The 14,339-nt window shown below is 63.6% G+C and carries 15 protein-coding genes and 2 pseudogenes; 6 read left to right on the top strand and 11 right to left on the bottom strand.

Going from position 1 to position 14,339, the window contains the following annotated elements; all coding sequences use genetic code 11:
- Position 1: 1 nt before the first annotated feature.
- Positions 2-838: an ABC transporter ATP-binding protein gene (locus tag DCO48_RS02055; RefSeq protein ID WP_256583944.1), complete on the top strand. Its 837-nt coding sequence runs from the start codon at positions 2-4 to the stop codon at positions 836-838.
- Positions 839-850: 12 nt separating this feature from the next.
- Positions 851-1,345 carry an Lrp/AsnC family transcriptional regulator gene (locus DCO48_RS02060; RefSeq protein WP_116548956.1) on the top strand — a complete coding sequence of 165 codons (495 nt, stop codon included), beginning with the start codon at positions 851-853 and terminating at the stop codon, positions 1,343-1,345.
- A 77-nt stretch (positions 1,346-1,422) separates the two neighbouring features.
- Here the strand turns inward: DCO48_RS02060 and DCO48_RS02065 are convergent, their stop codons facing one another.
- The 3 genes and pseudogenes from DCO48_RS02065 to DCO48_RS23125 form a co-directional block, all read right to left on the bottom strand.
- Positions 1,423-3,114, bottom strand: a complete 1,692-nt coding sequence (locus DCO48_RS02065) for a bifunctional diguanylate cyclase/phosphodiesterase (RefSeq protein ID WP_116548957.1) — start codon at positions 3,112-3,114, stop codon at positions 1,423-1,425.
- Between the two features lie 21 nt (positions 3,115-3,135).
- Positions 3,136-4,077 (bottom strand): annotated as a pseudogene (locus DCO48_RS23120) (methyl-accepting chemotaxis protein); the annotation flags it as partial.
- A gap of 342 nt (positions 4,078-4,419) precedes the next feature.
- A pseudogene (locus tag DCO48_RS23125) lies at positions 4,420-4,761 on the bottom strand (PAS domain-containing protein); the annotation flags it as partial.
- Between the two features lie 126 nt (positions 4,762-4,887).
- Here DCO48_RS23125 and DCO48_RS02075 point away from each other — a divergent pair.
- The 4 genes from DCO48_RS02075 (at position 4,888) to DCO48_RS02095 (ending at position 8,175) form a co-directional block, all read left to right on the top strand.
- Positions 4,888-5,202 carry a helix-turn-helix domain-containing protein gene (locus tag DCO48_RS02075; protein WP_116548959.1) on the top strand — a complete coding sequence of 105 codons (315 nt, stop codon included), beginning with the start codon at positions 4,888-4,890 and terminating at the stop codon, positions 5,200-5,202.
- A 213-nt stretch (positions 5,203-5,415) separates the two neighbouring features.
- Positions 5,416-6,726 carry a C4-dicarboxylate transporter DctA gene (locus tag DCO48_RS02085; RefSeq protein ID WP_116548960.1) on the top strand — a complete coding sequence of 437 codons (1,311 nt, stop codon included), beginning with the start codon at positions 5,416-5,418 and terminating at the stop codon, positions 6,724-6,726.
- 36 nt (positions 6,727-6,762) lie between these two features.
- Positions 6,763-7,467 (top strand): FadR/GntR family transcriptional regulator, encoded by a 705-nt coding sequence (locus DCO48_RS02090; RefSeq protein WP_116548961.1) that lies wholly within the window; start codon positions 6,763-6,765, stop codon positions 7,465-7,467.
- Positions 7,468-7,485: 18 nt separating this feature from the next.
- Complete coding sequence (locus DCO48_RS02095; RefSeq protein ID WP_116548962.1) at positions 7,486-8,175, top strand: GntR family transcriptional regulator; 690 nt, start codon at positions 7,486-7,488, stop codon at positions 8,173-8,175.
- A 63-nt stretch (positions 8,176-8,238) separates the two neighbouring features.
- Here the strand turns inward: DCO48_RS02095 and DCO48_RS02100 are convergent, their stop codons facing one another.
- The 8 genes from DCO48_RS02100 to DCO48_RS02135 form a co-directional block, all read right to left on the bottom strand.
- Positions 8,239-9,288 carry an AI-2E family transporter gene (locus tag DCO48_RS02100; protein ID WP_116548963.1) on the bottom strand — a complete coding sequence of 350 codons (1,050 nt, stop codon included), beginning with the start codon at positions 9,286-9,288 and terminating at the stop codon, positions 8,239-8,241.
- An 11-nt stretch (positions 9,289-9,299) separates the two neighbouring features.
- Positions 9,300-10,097 (bottom strand): DUF4892 domain-containing protein, encoded by a 798-nt coding sequence (locus DCO48_RS02105; RefSeq protein WP_116548964.1) that lies wholly within the window; start codon positions 10,095-10,097, stop codon positions 9,300-9,302.
- 115 nt (positions 10,098-10,212) lie between these two features.
- Positions 10,213-11,070, bottom strand: a complete 858-nt coding sequence (locus DCO48_RS02110; RefSeq protein WP_116548965.1) for an alpha/beta fold hydrolase — start codon at positions 11,068-11,070, stop codon at positions 10,213-10,215.
- Positions 11,067-11,861 (bottom strand): alpha/beta fold hydrolase, encoded by a 795-nt coding sequence (locus tag DCO48_RS02115; protein WP_116548966.1) that lies wholly within the window; start codon positions 11,859-11,861, stop codon positions 11,067-11,069. Before DCO48_RS02115 ends, DCO48_RS02110 begins: the two co-directional genes overlap by 4 nt.
- Before the next feature lie 92 nt (positions 11,862-11,953).
- A complete protein-coding gene (locus DCO48_RS02120; protein ID WP_133247579.1) occupies positions 11,954-12,301 on the bottom strand; it encodes a hypothetical protein in 348 nt (115 codons plus the stop codon).
- A gap of 117 nt (positions 12,302-12,418) precedes the next feature.
- Positions 12,419-12,874: a phosphohistidine phosphatase SixA gene (gene sixA, locus DCO48_RS02125; protein WP_116548968.1), complete on the bottom strand. Its 456-nt coding sequence runs from the start codon at positions 12,872-12,874 to the stop codon at positions 12,419-12,421.
- Positions 12,871-13,218 carry a DUF4389 domain-containing protein gene (locus DCO48_RS02130; RefSeq protein ID WP_116548969.1) on the bottom strand — a complete coding sequence of 116 codons (348 nt, stop codon included), beginning with the start codon at positions 13,216-13,218 and terminating at the stop codon, positions 12,871-12,873. The genes sixA and DCO48_RS02130 overlap by 4 nt, the downstream gene beginning before the upstream one ends.
- 15 nt (positions 13,219-13,233) lie before the next feature.
- Positions 13,234-14,259: an NAD(P)H-dependent glycerol-3-phosphate dehydrogenase gene (locus tag DCO48_RS02135; RefSeq protein ID WP_116548970.1), complete on the bottom strand. Its 1,026-nt coding sequence runs from the start codon at positions 14,257-14,259 to the stop codon at positions 13,234-13,236.
- Positions 14,260-14,339: the final 80 nt, after the last annotated feature.

Raw genomic sequence — 14,339 nt, forward strand, 5'->3', positions numbered from 1 at the left:
CATGACCCTTTCCGCACCCGCCTTGTCGATCCCCGAGGCGCTCGCTCCCCGTCCTGCCGCGCTGGCGAACAGCGCCGCGATCAAGCTCACGGTGGAGGCACTGCACAAACGTTATGGCGAGCACGAAGTGCTCAAGGGCGTGTCGCTGCAGGCCCGCAAGGGCGACGTGATCAGCCTGATCGGCGCCAGCGGCTCCGGTAAAAGCACTATGCTGCGCTGCATCAACTTCCTCGAACAGCCGGATGCCGGCAGCATCACCCTCGATGACCAGACCATCGAAATGCGCCCGGGCCGCGCCGGCATCCGCGCGCCGCACCCAGCACAATTGCAGAACTTGCGCACGCGACTGGCCATGGTGTTCCAGCACTTCAACCTGTGGAGCCACATGACCGTGCTGGAAAACATCACCCTGGCGCCACGCCGGGTGCTCGGGGTCAGCGCCCAGGACGCCGAAGCGCGGGCGCGGGCCTATCTGGACAAGGTCGGCCTACCCTCACGGGCGGCCGATCAGTACCCGGCGTTCCTCTCGGGTGGGCAGCAGCAGCGGGTGGCGATTGCCCGGGCGCTGGCGATGGAGCCGGAGATCATCCTGTTCGACGAGCCGACCTCGGCGCTGGACCCGGAACTGGTGGGCGAAGTGCTCAAGGTGATACAGACGCTGGCGGAGGAAGGCCGTACCATGCTCATGGTCACGCACGAGATGGGCTTCGCCCGTCAGGTGTCCAGCCAGGTGCTGTTTTTGCACCAGGGCCGGGTCGAGGAACAGGGAAGTGCTCAAATCCTCGACCAACCGCAGAGCGAACGCTTGCAGCAATTCCTTTCCAACCGTTTGAAGTGAATCAACGCCATCATGGATACCAAGGCCACGCCCTCGCATACCCACCCGCCCCTGGATCGCATCGACGAAGCGATTGTCGATGTGTTGCGGCATAACGGACGGATTACCTACGAGAAGCTTTCCTCGCTGGTGCACCTGACGCCCAGGCCGTGCCTGGAACGGGTGCGCAAGCTGGAGCGGCGCGGCGTGATCCGCGGCTATGGGGCGATCATCGATGTGCAGATGGTCTCGCCGGGGTTGTCGCTGCTGGTGCTGGTGGCGTTGTCGAACCAGAGCGGGCGGGCGGCACAGAAGGCATTCGAAGCCTGTGTGCGGGCGTGTCCGCAGGTGTTCGAATGCCAACTGATCAGTGGCCACTTCGACTACAGCCTGCGCATGCGTTGCCGGGACATGGAACACTACCGGGTGCTGACCGAAACCTGGATGAACAACGATGAGCTGCATATCGACAAACTGGTGGCGCACCCGGAACTGGCGGTGGTGAAGAATACTGCGCCGCAAATGTAGAAACGCATCGCGGGACGAGCCCGCTCCCACAGTGGAACTCAGTACCTGTGGGGGCGGGCTCGCCCCGCGATGCGGCCCTACTTCAGCACTACCCACTCGTGCGGCTGCACATAACCGCGCACCCAGCCCACCACCTCCGCCGCCGGCATCGGCCGGGCGATACCGTAGCCTTGCGCGACATCGCAGCCCAGCCCCATCAGCAATTCCCCATGGGCGACCGTTTCCACCCCCTCGGCAATCACCTGTCGCCCAAACGCCCGCGCCAGGCCAATCACCGCGCGGGTCAAGGCCTGATCGTCGTGGTCGCGCAGGATATCGCGGACAAACGACTTGTCGATCTTGATCGTCCGCGTCGGCAAGCGCTTGAGGTAACTCAGCGAGGAATACCCCGTGCCGAAATCATCCAGCGAAAACTGCACGCCCAACCGCTGACAGGCCTCCAGGCACTCGCTGACCCGCTGGATGTTCTCGATGGCCACCGACTCGACAATCTCCAGGTCAAGCATGCGCGGCGCCACCGCTGCATGCTGGCCAAGCAGCGCCTGCAGCCGCTCGACAAAGTCCGCGCGCTGAATATGCCGCGCGGCAATGTTCACACTGACCGGCCAGCGATAGCCCTGCGCCTGCCACTGCTGCATCTGCGCCAGCGCCCGGTCGATCACCCATTCGCCGATCTCGACGATCAGGTCGGTCTGCTCCACCTGCGCCAGGAACTCGCCCGGCGCCACCAGCCCCCGCTGTGGGTGCTGCCAGCGCAATAACGCCTCGAAACCGGTCACCTCGCCACTGCGCATGTTCACCTTGGGTTGATAGAACAAGCGCAGCTCGCCGCCCGTCAACGCCCGGCGCAGGCGCGCCACAGTCTGGTGGGTGGCTTTCACTTCCTGATCCAGCGACACATCGAACAGGTGATAGCGATTACGCCCGCTCTGCTTAGCCACATACATCGCCTGATCGGCATGGCGCAGCAGGGTGTCGGCATCGTCGTTGTCGCTGGGAAACAGGGTGACGCCAATGCTCGCGCTGACGCTGATCTGCTGGTCGCCGATGGCATACGGCGCGGCCACGGCGCTGAGCACCCGCTGCAACACACCATGCAATTGGCGCAGGCCCTGGACCTGACGCAGGATCAGCACGAATTCGTCGCCAGACAGCCGCGCCACCGCATCGCCGCCACGCAGAATGCCCTTGAGCCGTGCCGCCACCTCGACCAGCAACAAGTCACCGCTGGCATGCCCGTAGCCATCATTGACCGCCTTGAAACCGTCCAGGTCGAGCATGCAGACCGCCAACTCGGTGGGCGCCAGGCGCGAGGTCTCCAGTGCCTGATTGAGCAGGTCGGAAAGGTACGCGCGGTTCGGCAGCCCGGTCAGCACATCGTGGCCGACCCGCCATTGCAGGGTGTGCAGCAACTGACGCTTCTCGCTGACGTCGAAGCGTATCGAGGCGTACCGACAGACCTTGCCACTGAGCGGATCGAACAGCGGCACCATGGTACTGGCCACCCAGTACAGCGAACCGTCGCGGGCCCGGTTGCAGATTTCGCCCTTCCACACCTGGCCGGCCGCCAGCGCGCGCCACATGCCCTGAAAGAACGCCGGCGGGTGGCAGCCCGAATTGAGGATCCGGTGATTGGCCCCCAGCAGCTCCTCGCGGCTATAGCCGGAGATGCTGCAGAACTGCTGATTGACGTAAGTGATCCGGCCGCTCAGGTCGGTTTCGGAAAAGATCGCCGCCGCGTCTACGGCAGCGCGGTAATTGTCGTCCATGAACTCACAGCACCCTGGCGGCTATCGATTGAACCGCTCGACCAAGGCACGCAGGCCCGAAGAAATGTGTTCCAGCTCACCGCCGCGGGTAGCTGCGGCATTGGCATTAGTCGCGGTTTTCTGCACCGTGCCAGCCACCGTATTGATCTGCCGCGCAACATCTTCGGCCACGTGCGATTGCTCGTGCGCGGCGGCAGACATCTGCTGGGTCATATCGGTAATGCGTTCCACCGCGGCGCGAATGCCTTGCAGCGCTTGCTGCGCTTCGAGTACCTGCGCCACGCCCTGCTGCGCCTCCTCGATGCCGAGGTTGGCGATGTTCACCGCGTCGTCGGCGCCCTGCCGCAGGCTGGCGATGATGCCCTGGATCTGTTCGGTGGATTGCCGGGTCTTGCCAGCCAGCGCACGCACCTCGTCGGCGACCACGGCAAAGCCACGGCCCTGTTCGCCGGCGCGAGCGGCTTCGATGGCGGCGTTGAGGGCCAACAGATTGGTCTGGTCGGCAATCGACTGGATCACGCTGGCAGCGAGCATGATGTCCTGGGTTTGCCCGGCCAGGTTGGCCACAGCCTGGTTGATCTGGCTGACCGTACGCGCCAGCAGTTGGATCGCCTCGCGCGATTTGCCGGCCACCTCGCTGCCCTGCTCGGCCAGGCGATTGGCCGTATGCGCTTCGCCGGCAGTGTGCTCGACGTGCGCAGCCACTTCACTGATCGACGCGGCCATTTCAGTCATGGCCGCGGCGGTCTGGTCGGTCTCGGCACGCTGTTCGAGCAGCGCCGTTTCGGTGCACTGCGACAGCCGGCTGGAATCGCTGGCGGCCACCGTCATCTGCGTGGCCAGGTCGCTGAGACGAGTGAGCGCGGTTTTCAGCCGCGCCTCTTCGCTGATCAGGATCATTTCCAGTTGACCGGTCGGGCCGAGCGCGTCGGTATAGGCCAGCGCGCTGATCGGGTCGGCGAAGGTCTCGCCGGAATCGCGGACGATACGCTGCAGGGTCTGTCCCAGGCGGTTATGCGCCCACAGGCCGACCAGCACGAACAGACCGAGCGTGGCCGCCTGCCCCGGCAAACCCGGCTGCCAGTGATTCAAGCCGACAGCCGTGACCCCGGCGAGCACCGGCAACGCCAGCGCGCGCGCCAATTCGCCGGCACGCCGCAGCAGCGGCACCGGTGCGCGACCTTCACGGATACGCGTGTACAAGGCTTCGGCGCGCTCAATCTGCTCGCGGCTCGGCTTGACTCGCACCGACTCATAGCCGGTGAGCCGGCCGTTTTCCAGAATCGGCGTGACGTAAGCGCTGACCCAATAGAAATTGCCGTTCTTGCAGCGATTCTTGACAATACCCATCCAGCTCTGACCGGCCTTGAGGTAGCGCCACATCTGTTCGAACACGGCCGCCGGCATGTCTGGGTGGCGCACCAGGTTGTGCGTGCTGCCAATCAGTTCGGCTTGGCTGAAGCCGCTCATGGCGGCGAATTCGGCATTGCAGTAGGTGATGTTGCTGGCCGTATCCGTAGCGGAAATCAGGCGTTGGTGCGCTGCGAAAGTCTGTTCGACCGCAGTCACCGGCAAGTTGAGACGCACGTAAAAACTCCATTGATCGCTGGCGAAAAGCCTGGCTTTCCTCACTGAAAGCCGCGACATGTCTGACTGTCCAACTTCAGGATTCTACGAATTACATCACATTTCGCAAGGCTTGGTGATGAATTCCGTCGTTGCCTATTACATATTTTTGTCGTTAAGTTCTTGATTCTAAATGGGAATTAATCGATGGAAATTTCGGGTTTGGGTTCAGCCATCAGACGCTACCGTAAGGTTGCCGGGCTCACTCAAGCTGAACTAGGCGAAAAAACCGGTTTCGACCCCAAGACCATCAGCCGTTTCGAGACCGGCACCTACACCCCGAGCGTCGAGGCACTGTTCCTCTTCGCACAGGCGCTGGACGTCAAACTAAAAGCCTTCTTCGCCGACCTGGACGAAGAAGAGGAGCAGCGTGCGTATCTGTTTGGCGTCATCCACAAAACCCCTTCCAAGGACCTCGGCAAGCTGATCACCGCAGTCAATCAAGCCCTTTCCAAGCCCTGAAGGCGCACGTGCTCAGGTGATCGCCGCTGCGCCTTAACTGGTCAGACCGGTAAAGCCGATTTTCGCCATTCCATCCGCAAACCCCTTGCCAACGGGAAAAAATCACGCCTACACTGCGCTCGCACTGGACATACCGGTAAGACCACAATAATTAAGTCCGCCGCTCTGCCCTCCCCGGGTACGACGCCAGGACACCGACCAGAGATCCCTCCCATGCTCAAATGGTGCTCGCGTTCGATCTTCCTCCAAGTGGTGCTCGGCCTGATGCTTGGCATCGCCTGCGGCCTGAGCTTTCCTGAAGTTTCCCTGCAACTCAAACCCCTGGGCGACGGCTTCATCAAGCTGATCAAGATGCTCATCGGGCTGATCGTGTTCTGCGTGGTGGTCAGCGGCATCTCCGGTGCCGGCGACTTGAAGAAGGTCGGCCGTATCGGCCTCAAATCGGTGATCTATTTCGAGGTACTGACCACCCTTGCCCTGGTTCTGGGCCTGGTGTTCGCCTTCACCTCCGGGATCGGCAGCGGCGCCAACATTCACCTGGACCAGTTGTCCAGCGCCGACGCCAGTAACCTGGCCGAACGCAGTCAGCATATCCATGGCACCGCCGCGTTTCTCATGGACCTGATTCCCACCTCGGTGGTCGGCGCCTTCGCCGATAACAACATTCTTCAAGTGCTGCTGTTCTCGGTGCTGTTCGGCAGCGCGCTGAACCTGGTCGGCGAGGCCGCATCGGGCATCACCCGGCTGATCAACGAACTGAGCCACGTGATCTTCCGCATCATGGGCATGATCGTGCGCCTGGCGCCGCTCGGCGTATTCGGCGCCATCGCCTTCACCACCAGCAAATATGGCCTGGACTCGCTGCAGCACCTGGGCGGTCTGGTGGCGCTGTTCTACCTGACCTGTGCCGGTTTCGTGCTACTGATTCTCGGCCTGGTGATGCGCGTATCGGGGCTGAAGATCCTGCCGTTCATCAAGTACCTGCGCGAAGAACTGACCATAGTCCTCGGCACCGCCTCCTCCGATGCCGTACTGCCGCAGATCATGCGCAAACTGGAACACCTGGGCATCGGCAGCTCCACCGTCGGCCTGGTGATTCCCACCGGCTATTCCTTTAACCTCGACGGTTTCTCGATCTACCTGACGCTGGCCATCGTCTTTATCGCCAACGCCACCGGCACACCGCTGTCGATGTCGGACCTGCTGACCATCCTGCTGGTCTCGCTGATTACCTCCAAGGGCGCCCACGGTATCCCCGGCTCGGCGCTGGTGATTCTGGCGGCGACGCTAACGGCGATCCCGGCGATTCCGGTGGTGGGCCTGGTGTTGGTGCTGGCGGTGGACTGGTTCATGGGCATCGGCCGGGCGCTGACCAACCTGATCGGCAACTGCGTCGCCACCGTCGCCATTGCCCGCTGGGAGGGTGATATCGACCTGGATCGCGCCAACAACGTACTGGCGGGTAAACAGGGCTTCGGCTTCCAGACCCGCAAGTCCCCGACCGCCCATCAACAGGAATTCTAGGAAACTACCCATGCACGTCTTCTCAGGGAGCGCACAGTGATTACCTCATCGACCGTAGTGAATGCCGTCGTCGACAAGCTGCGCCAGGCGCTGACCCGCGGTCAGTGGCGTTCCGGCGAAATGCTCCCGGGGCAGCGCGAGCTGGCCGAGCAACTGGGGATCAGCCGGCCGAGCCTGCGCGAGGCGATCACCGTACTGGAAACCCTGGGCCTGGTGCGCTCGATGCCAGGCAAGGGCGTGCTGGTGCTCGAACCTGGCACGCTGGAGCCCTTGTCGGCCGCCAGCGGGGTGGCCGGGGCCAGCCTGGAAGACGTACTGCAACTGCGTTACACGCTGGAGCCGTTCATTGTCGGCTTGGTTGCGCAGTCGATCAGCAGCAAGGAGATCGGCCAGCTGCGCCTGACCCTGATGGACATGCGCGAAGCACTGGAGGCCAACGATGGGCATGCCGGGGTGAACGCCTACCTGGCGTTTCATGAGGAGTTGTTCACCCTGACCGCCAACCCGATCTTCCAGAGCGTGGTGCAGCAAACCAGCAATGCCCTGAAGCAGAGCGCCGAAATGCTGCGCAACTCGCCAGAGCACCTGGCGGCGCGCTTGGAAGAGAATGAAGCGGTGGTACGGGCCATCCGCAACAAGGACAGCGCCCAGGCCAGCGCGCAGATGCGCCGGCACATCCTGCAGGAAGGCCTGCGCATGGGCATCGAACTGACCATACCGGACGAACACCCCGGTCGTTGACTGAACAGGAGAGCGATCATGACTGCCTGCGCGACTGCCACCCCCAATGCGCCTACCCTGCCCGCGCTGCTGGCGGCGGGAGAACGGCGCCTGTCGGCCGAGGAGATCTACCCACGGCTGTTCGATGCGATTCTGGAACAGCGGCTGGCCCCGGGCACAGCGCTGACCGAGCAAGCACTCGGGCATGCCTTTGGGGTCAGCCGCACGGTGATTCGACGGGTGCTCGGGCGCTTGTGCGATCAGCAGGTGATCGTGCAGCGCCCGGCGCATACCGCCAAGCTGGCGGCGCCGGACCCGGAACAGGCGCGTCAGGTATTGAGCGCTCGGCGCTTGGCCGAGACCACCCTGATCGGGCTGGCGGCGAAACGCTCACGGCCGTTGCATATTCGTCAGTTGCGCGAGTTGATTGCCCGCGAGCGGCGGCATCATGAGCGAGGGGAACGCTGTACGGCGATTCGCCTGGGTGGCGAGTTTCACCTGAAGCTGGCGGAGATGGCCAACAATGCGCCGCTGGCGCGGTTTCTCAATGGGCTGGTGCCGATGACCTCACTGATCATTGCCCAGTACGAGACCAAGCCGTGCAGCCATTGTGCATGGCAGGAGCATGCGGCGCTCGTGGATGCGATTGAGGACGGTGATGGGGAGGCGGCGTTGCACCTGATGCACGAGCATCTGGACAGAATTGAGGCGAAGTTGACACTCGATTGAATCAAAACCGCATCGCGGGACGCGCCTGCTGCCACACGTCCCGCGATGGGCCACAAAGCGCACCTACTTGTCAGGCGATACGGTTTCCGTCCGGCTCCAGTCCAACAACAGGCTGTAAGCAATCGCCAACAACGTAGGCCCGATAAACAAGCCGATGAAACCAAACGCCAACAGCCCGCCAAACACCCCAAGCAGCACAATCACCAACGGCAGGTTGCCACCCCGACTGATGAGATACGGCTTGAGCACGTTGTCCACGCCACTGATGATGAACGTCCCCCAAACCCCAAGAAACACGGCCATCCCGTAATCACCCTTCCACACCAACCACGCCGTAGCCGGAATCCATACCAGCGGCGGCCCCATGGGAATCAGGCTGAGCAGGAAGGTCACCAAGCCCAGCACCAGCGCCCCCGGCACCCCGGCGATCAGGAACCCGATCAACGCCAACAGCGCCTGCGCTGCCGCAGTCCCGATCACTCCGTTGACCACCCGCTGCACGGTACCCGCCACCAACCCCAGGTAGTACTCGGCACGCTCGCCGATCAGCCGATCGAGCAGGCGCAACACGAATGCCGCCAAGCGCGGCCCATCGCGATAGAAGAAGAACACGAACACCAGGCTCAGGGTTACCTCAAGGATCCCGCTGCCGATCTGTGCACTGCGCGCCAGCAGCCAGTTACCGACCTGGCCCAGATAGGGTTTGGCGGTGGTCAGCAGCGCCGCGCCCTGCTGATCGAGGGTGTCCCAGAAGCGCACCAGCCGCTCGCCCACCAGCGGCACTGCGCCAAGCCACTCCGGCGCTTCGGGAAGGCCATCGACCTGCACATCGCGAACGAACACCGTCACATCGCGGACATGGTCGGCCAGGTTGAACCCCATCCACACCAGCGGCAGCGCCACCAGCAGAATCCACAAGCTGGTCAGAAACCCTGCTGCCAGGGTTTCCCGGCCACCGAAGAGGCGCGTCAGCAAGCGCATCAACGGCCAACTGGCGTAGGCCAGGATCGCCCCCCAGAGCAGCGCCGAAATAAACGGCGCCATCACCCACAACCCCGCCCCGAGCAGGCCGAGCAGCAGGATCTGTACCAGCAGACGGTCGTTGTTGAGCATGCGCCCCCCGATCAGCGAATCAATTCGACATGCAGGCCATTGGTTGCCTGTGTGCCGACTTCGAGCCGGGCGCTACGCACCCCGGCTTTGCTCAGTTGCTCTCGCCAGGCCTCGGCCTGCGCCCCGCTCAGGCTCACCCGCAAGGTGCTGTCCAGGTTCAGGCTGCGCGCCAGCAGGCTGACCCAGGCGGCGGCCGGCTCGGCGGCAAGGTCCGTATAATCGAGCTTGCCATTGCTGCGCAGCTCACGCAGGACGGTGGCCGGCGTCGGCAACAGCTCGCCGAGCGGTGCATGGGCAACGAACGCCTCGACATGCAGGTAGGCGCGTCGGTTGCCGCGGGTAATGCTGTACAGCGCTACCAGGGTATCGCTCTCGGCCCCCGAGCGGCGCAGCAGAATGAACGCCTGGTCTTCGTCGGAACCGTACAGCCGGGCGTTTTTGAAGACCTCGTTGGCCCACAGGCTGCTTTCGCCGCAGTCCCGCTTCTCGCACCAGAACAACGGATAACCGCCGTCGGCCTGCAAGGCTTCGCGGGCGCTGGTGAAAGCTTCGTTGGCAGAGCGCTCGCGCGGCAGCTCGTAGGTTAGCGAGCTAACCTGGCCGCGGCTCTCGATCTTGCTCTCGACGCGCAACTGACCGCTGATCTTGCGCAAGGCACCAAGTGGGTACACCCGCTCCTGCTCGGCGGCCGGGCGTTCGTCGACCACCTTGGCATCCGCCGGCACAGGCAGCTCCTTGGCGATCAGGGCGCTGCTACCCAGTAGGGCCAGCCCGCTTACAGCCACGCGAATCCGGTAGGAAAGGTTCATCGGCACGCCACGCCGACGGGATGGGCGAAGGCGTTAACGTATAAAGCGCTGTCGTGCTTGGTCATGGTTGTCTCCCTGTTCAACCCGCCAAGCCTCGACAGTTGCCCGCCGCAAGTCAAGGAATGGCAAAAAAGCGATTGAAACAGTCTGCAACAAGGGTTGCACCGAGCTCATCGTTCAGATGCAGGTGATGGCCGCCGGGCAGTTGTTCCCGGCGAAAACCTAAGGGTAGCTGGTCGAGCAACGCCGTGTGCCGGGCGAGCATGCCATCGGCGGCAACAATCAACTGCGCCGGGCAAGTGATGCGGCGTACGAAGGTCAGCGCCTGTTCTTCGCTCAGGCGCAGTGGCGACGGCAGCGTCAGACGGCTGTCGCTACGCCAGCTGAAGCCACCAGGCACCGGCATCAGGCCGCGCTGGGCGAGCAGCTCGGCGGCGTCGCGACTGACCGCGACCATGCCTTTCATGCGCGCCTGCACCGCCAGTTCCAAGGTCGGGAACACCGATTTACGCTTGCCGTCCAGATCCAGCTGCGCTTGCAGGGCCATGCCCATGCGCTCGGCGGCGTCCCTGGGCTCGGCACCCGGCGGGATCACGCCATCGATCAGCGCCAACTGCGTCACCCGCTCGGGCAGCGCACCGGCGAGCACCACCGAAATGATCGCCCCCAGCGAATGCCCGAGCAGGGCAAAGCGTTCCCAGCCCAGTTGCTCGGCCACACGCAACACATCGTGGGCGTAATCCCACAAGGCGTAGCCGGCGCCCGCCGGCCGATGCTCGGAATAACCGTGGCCGGCGAGGTCCAGGGCGACAATGCGCAAGCCCTTGAGCTGCGGCGCCAGCCGGGCAAAGCTGTTGGCGTTGTCGAGCCAGCCATGCAAGGCGATGACCGGCTGGCCATCGACTGGGCCCCACAGGTGCGCGGCCAGCTCGATATGGCCAAGGTTCAGTCGGACTTCTTCCATGCCACTCATACGGGCTCCTCGCGCCAGCGGTCGAACAGGCCCTTGATCAGGCTCGCGGTGTCGTGCGGACGTTCCAGCGGGAACATGTGCCCACCTGGCAGGCTGTGAAATTCGCCGCGGGGCAAGCGCCGCACGGCAAACGCATGGTGGCGCCGTACGACGCCGCTGTGGCTGCCGCGCACCATCGCCAGCGGCAACTCCAGCTGTCGGGCAGGGCCCGGGCTCAGGTGCGGCAGGCTGCGGTAGATACTGATTTCGGTGACCGGGTCGAAACTCAGCCGCAAGCCGTCGCCATCGGCTTGCAGGCCATGCTCCAGATAGGCTTCGAAACAGTCCGGGTCAAAATTGCGAAACAGCGACTTGCCGGTGAAATAGGCCCGCGCGCTGGCGCGGTCGTCAAACACTTCGCGGCGCCCGAGGGTGCGTCCGGCCGGGGTGATGCGGTCAATGAAACCGAGGCGCTTGGCGGCGCGGATCATCAACTGGTCGGTCCGAGTGAGCACTGGCGAATCAAGCATCACCACCCCACGATAGAACTGTGGGCAGCGCAGGGCCGCATGCAGGTGCAACAACCCGCCCAGCGAATGCCCGACACCCCAGACCGGCTCAGGCTGTTGTTCAAGATGATGGAGCAACTCATCGACCAGGCTCTGCCAGTTGTCGTTGACCGGAAAGCGCGGGTCGTGGGCATGCTGCGACAGGTGGCTGACCCGGTAGTCCGGGGCCAGCGCGGCGAACAGCTTGCCGTACGTGGCCGACGGAAAACCGTTGGCATGGGCGAAGAAGATCTGCTGCGTCATGAGCGCCTGTCCGGGAGGGTGAATGGCATCATTCTCCGCGCAGCGCGAAAGGCGGGCAATGTCTGGAAAAGCCATCGGGGACGGCGATCAGGTCATTGCCGGACGAAACTGATCATCGAACGCTGGAGACAGGCCTTCTGATAGGCCATCTGGTACTCCAGCACTTCACGCGCGCGCTGGCGACCATGCGCATCCAGATTCGCCCGCCGCAGGGCCAGGCAGGCAACCTGCAACTGCCGTGCGAGGTCGGCACAATCCTCCTGCAACTGCTTGAGCTGGTGCAGCTCTTCGTACTCCTCCAGCAGCCGCTGCAGCTTGACCTCGGCGGCATCATAAAGCAGGTGCAGCTCGGCAAAATGCAGGGTGTCGCCTTGCTCGATTTTCTGCAGGATCGGTTGCAAGTCTGCAGAACACAACAACTCCAGGTGCCAACAGCTCATCGCCCCACCCCCTAGGTTGCGCCCGGTGGCGCGGTCTAGGGGCACGCTAGCAAGCACGACCGGGGTCTACAACTGGTAGAAATATCAGGTCGGCGGCAGTGCCGGCCGCTTTGCCGATCAGGGGTGACTGAGGCTGCGCAGGGTCATCAGCCCGGCCAGCGGCCAGTCGCCGTCGAGTTCGGCCAGGCTGGCCGTGCTCATCGGCGCCGGATGCCGGTAGTGACCGTGCTCCAGCAGACTGACCAGCGCCCCCACCAGCGGCTGGTGGCTAACCAGCAACAGCTGTTCCAGGCCCAGCCGGTCGAGCTCAGCGATCACCTGCTGCGGATCGCTGTCCGGGGTCAGCCAGGGCACCGTGCGTAGCGGCTGGGCAAAGCCCAGCGCATCGTGGACCAGCGCTGCGGTTTGCTGGGCGCGCACGTACGGGCTGGCGATGATTGCCTGCAACGGCTGGCCCAGCAACTGGGCGGCACTGCGCAGCACCTGCTCACGACCCTGCGCGGTCAGTCGGCGCTCGGCGTCGCTGTTGGCACGTGGCTCGGCTTCGCCGTGGCGCAGCACCCACAGCTTCACAGCTTGGGCTCTTCGTCACGTACCGGGTGTGCTGCCGGCGGCACGCTGTGGGCGGCTTCGCCTTCCGGGGCACGCGGGCTCGGCCAGTCGGCGAATGGCCAAGGCTTCTGATCGCTGTGGAAGCTACCGAAGCGTCCGATCTGCGCCAGGAACTGGCTCAGGCTGTCACCAAAGTTCATCAGGCTGGCGCTCGGCGCGCCGTAGATCAGCCGGTAGATCAACTGCACGATCACCAGGCCCGCCAGCAGCAGTTCGGCCAATTGCCAGACCAGCAGGAAAACCAGCATCCACAGTACCCGCAGCACGATGGACTCGCGTTGGGCCTGATTCGGGGATTCGTTCATCAGCTACTCCTGTACTCAGTTGAAACCACTGGTGGAAATGAAGTCGACGTCGGTTTTAGGCTCGGCACGCATCAGCAACTCGATCACCTGATTGAGCGTACGGCCCTCGAACAGGATCGCATGCAAGCCTGCCACCAACGGCATGTACACGCCCAGTTCCTGGGCCTTGACCTTGAGCACCTTGAGCGTATTGACCCCTTCGGCCACCTCGCCCAGGCGGTTGACCGCCTCTTCCAGGCTCAAGCCCTGACCAAGGGCGTGACCGACCTGGTAGTTGCGGCTTTTCGGCGAGGAACAGGTGACGATCAGGTCGCCCACCCCGGCCAGGCCGAGGAAGGTCATCGGGTTGGCGCCCTGGCTGACGGCGAACCGGGTCATCTCCGCCAGCGCGCGGGTGATCAGCATGCTCTTGGTGTTCTCGCCCATGCCCAGCGCCACGGCCATGCCGGCGATGATCGCGTAAACGTTCTTCAGCGCGCCGCCCAGTTCGACACCGAAGCGGTCGCTGCTGGCATACACCCGGAAGGTACGCCCGTGCAGCACCTCCTGCACGCGCTGGCAGAGTTGTTCGTCTTCACTGGCAACCACGGTGGCGGTGAGCGCATGCTCGGCCACTTCGCGAGCCAGGTTTGGCCCGGACAGCACGCCGATGCGCGCGTCTGGGGCAATCTCTTCGAGGATCTGACTCATCAGCTTGAAGCTTTGGGCCTCGATACCCTTGGTCAGGCTCACCAGCAACTTGCCGCGCAGCAACTCGGCATGCGGCGCCAGTACACTGCGCAGGGCGCTGGACGGCAACGCGACAAAGATCAGCTCGCAGGCGTGCAGGGTTGCCAACAGGTCATTGACCGGCTCGACCGCCGGGTGGATCTTCACACCCTTGAGATAACGCGGGTTCTCGCGGTTGTTGCGCATGGCCTCGGCTTGCTCGGGGTCGCGCATCCATTGCCGCACGCCGACGCCGTTTTCGGCCAGCAGGTTCGCCACGGCGGTACCAAAACTCCCGCCTCCCAGAACTGCAACAGGCTGCTGTTCAGTCATATCCAATCCGTTAAAACCAATAAAAAGTGGCGACTTGTGCATTATACGGAGCGCAACGTGCACCACCAGCGCCAGATTCA

It is taken from the genome of Pseudomonas sp. SDI (assembly GCF_003105155.1).
Lineage (GTDB): Bacteria > Pseudomonadota > Gammaproteobacteria > Pseudomonadales > Pseudomonadaceae > Aquipseudomonas.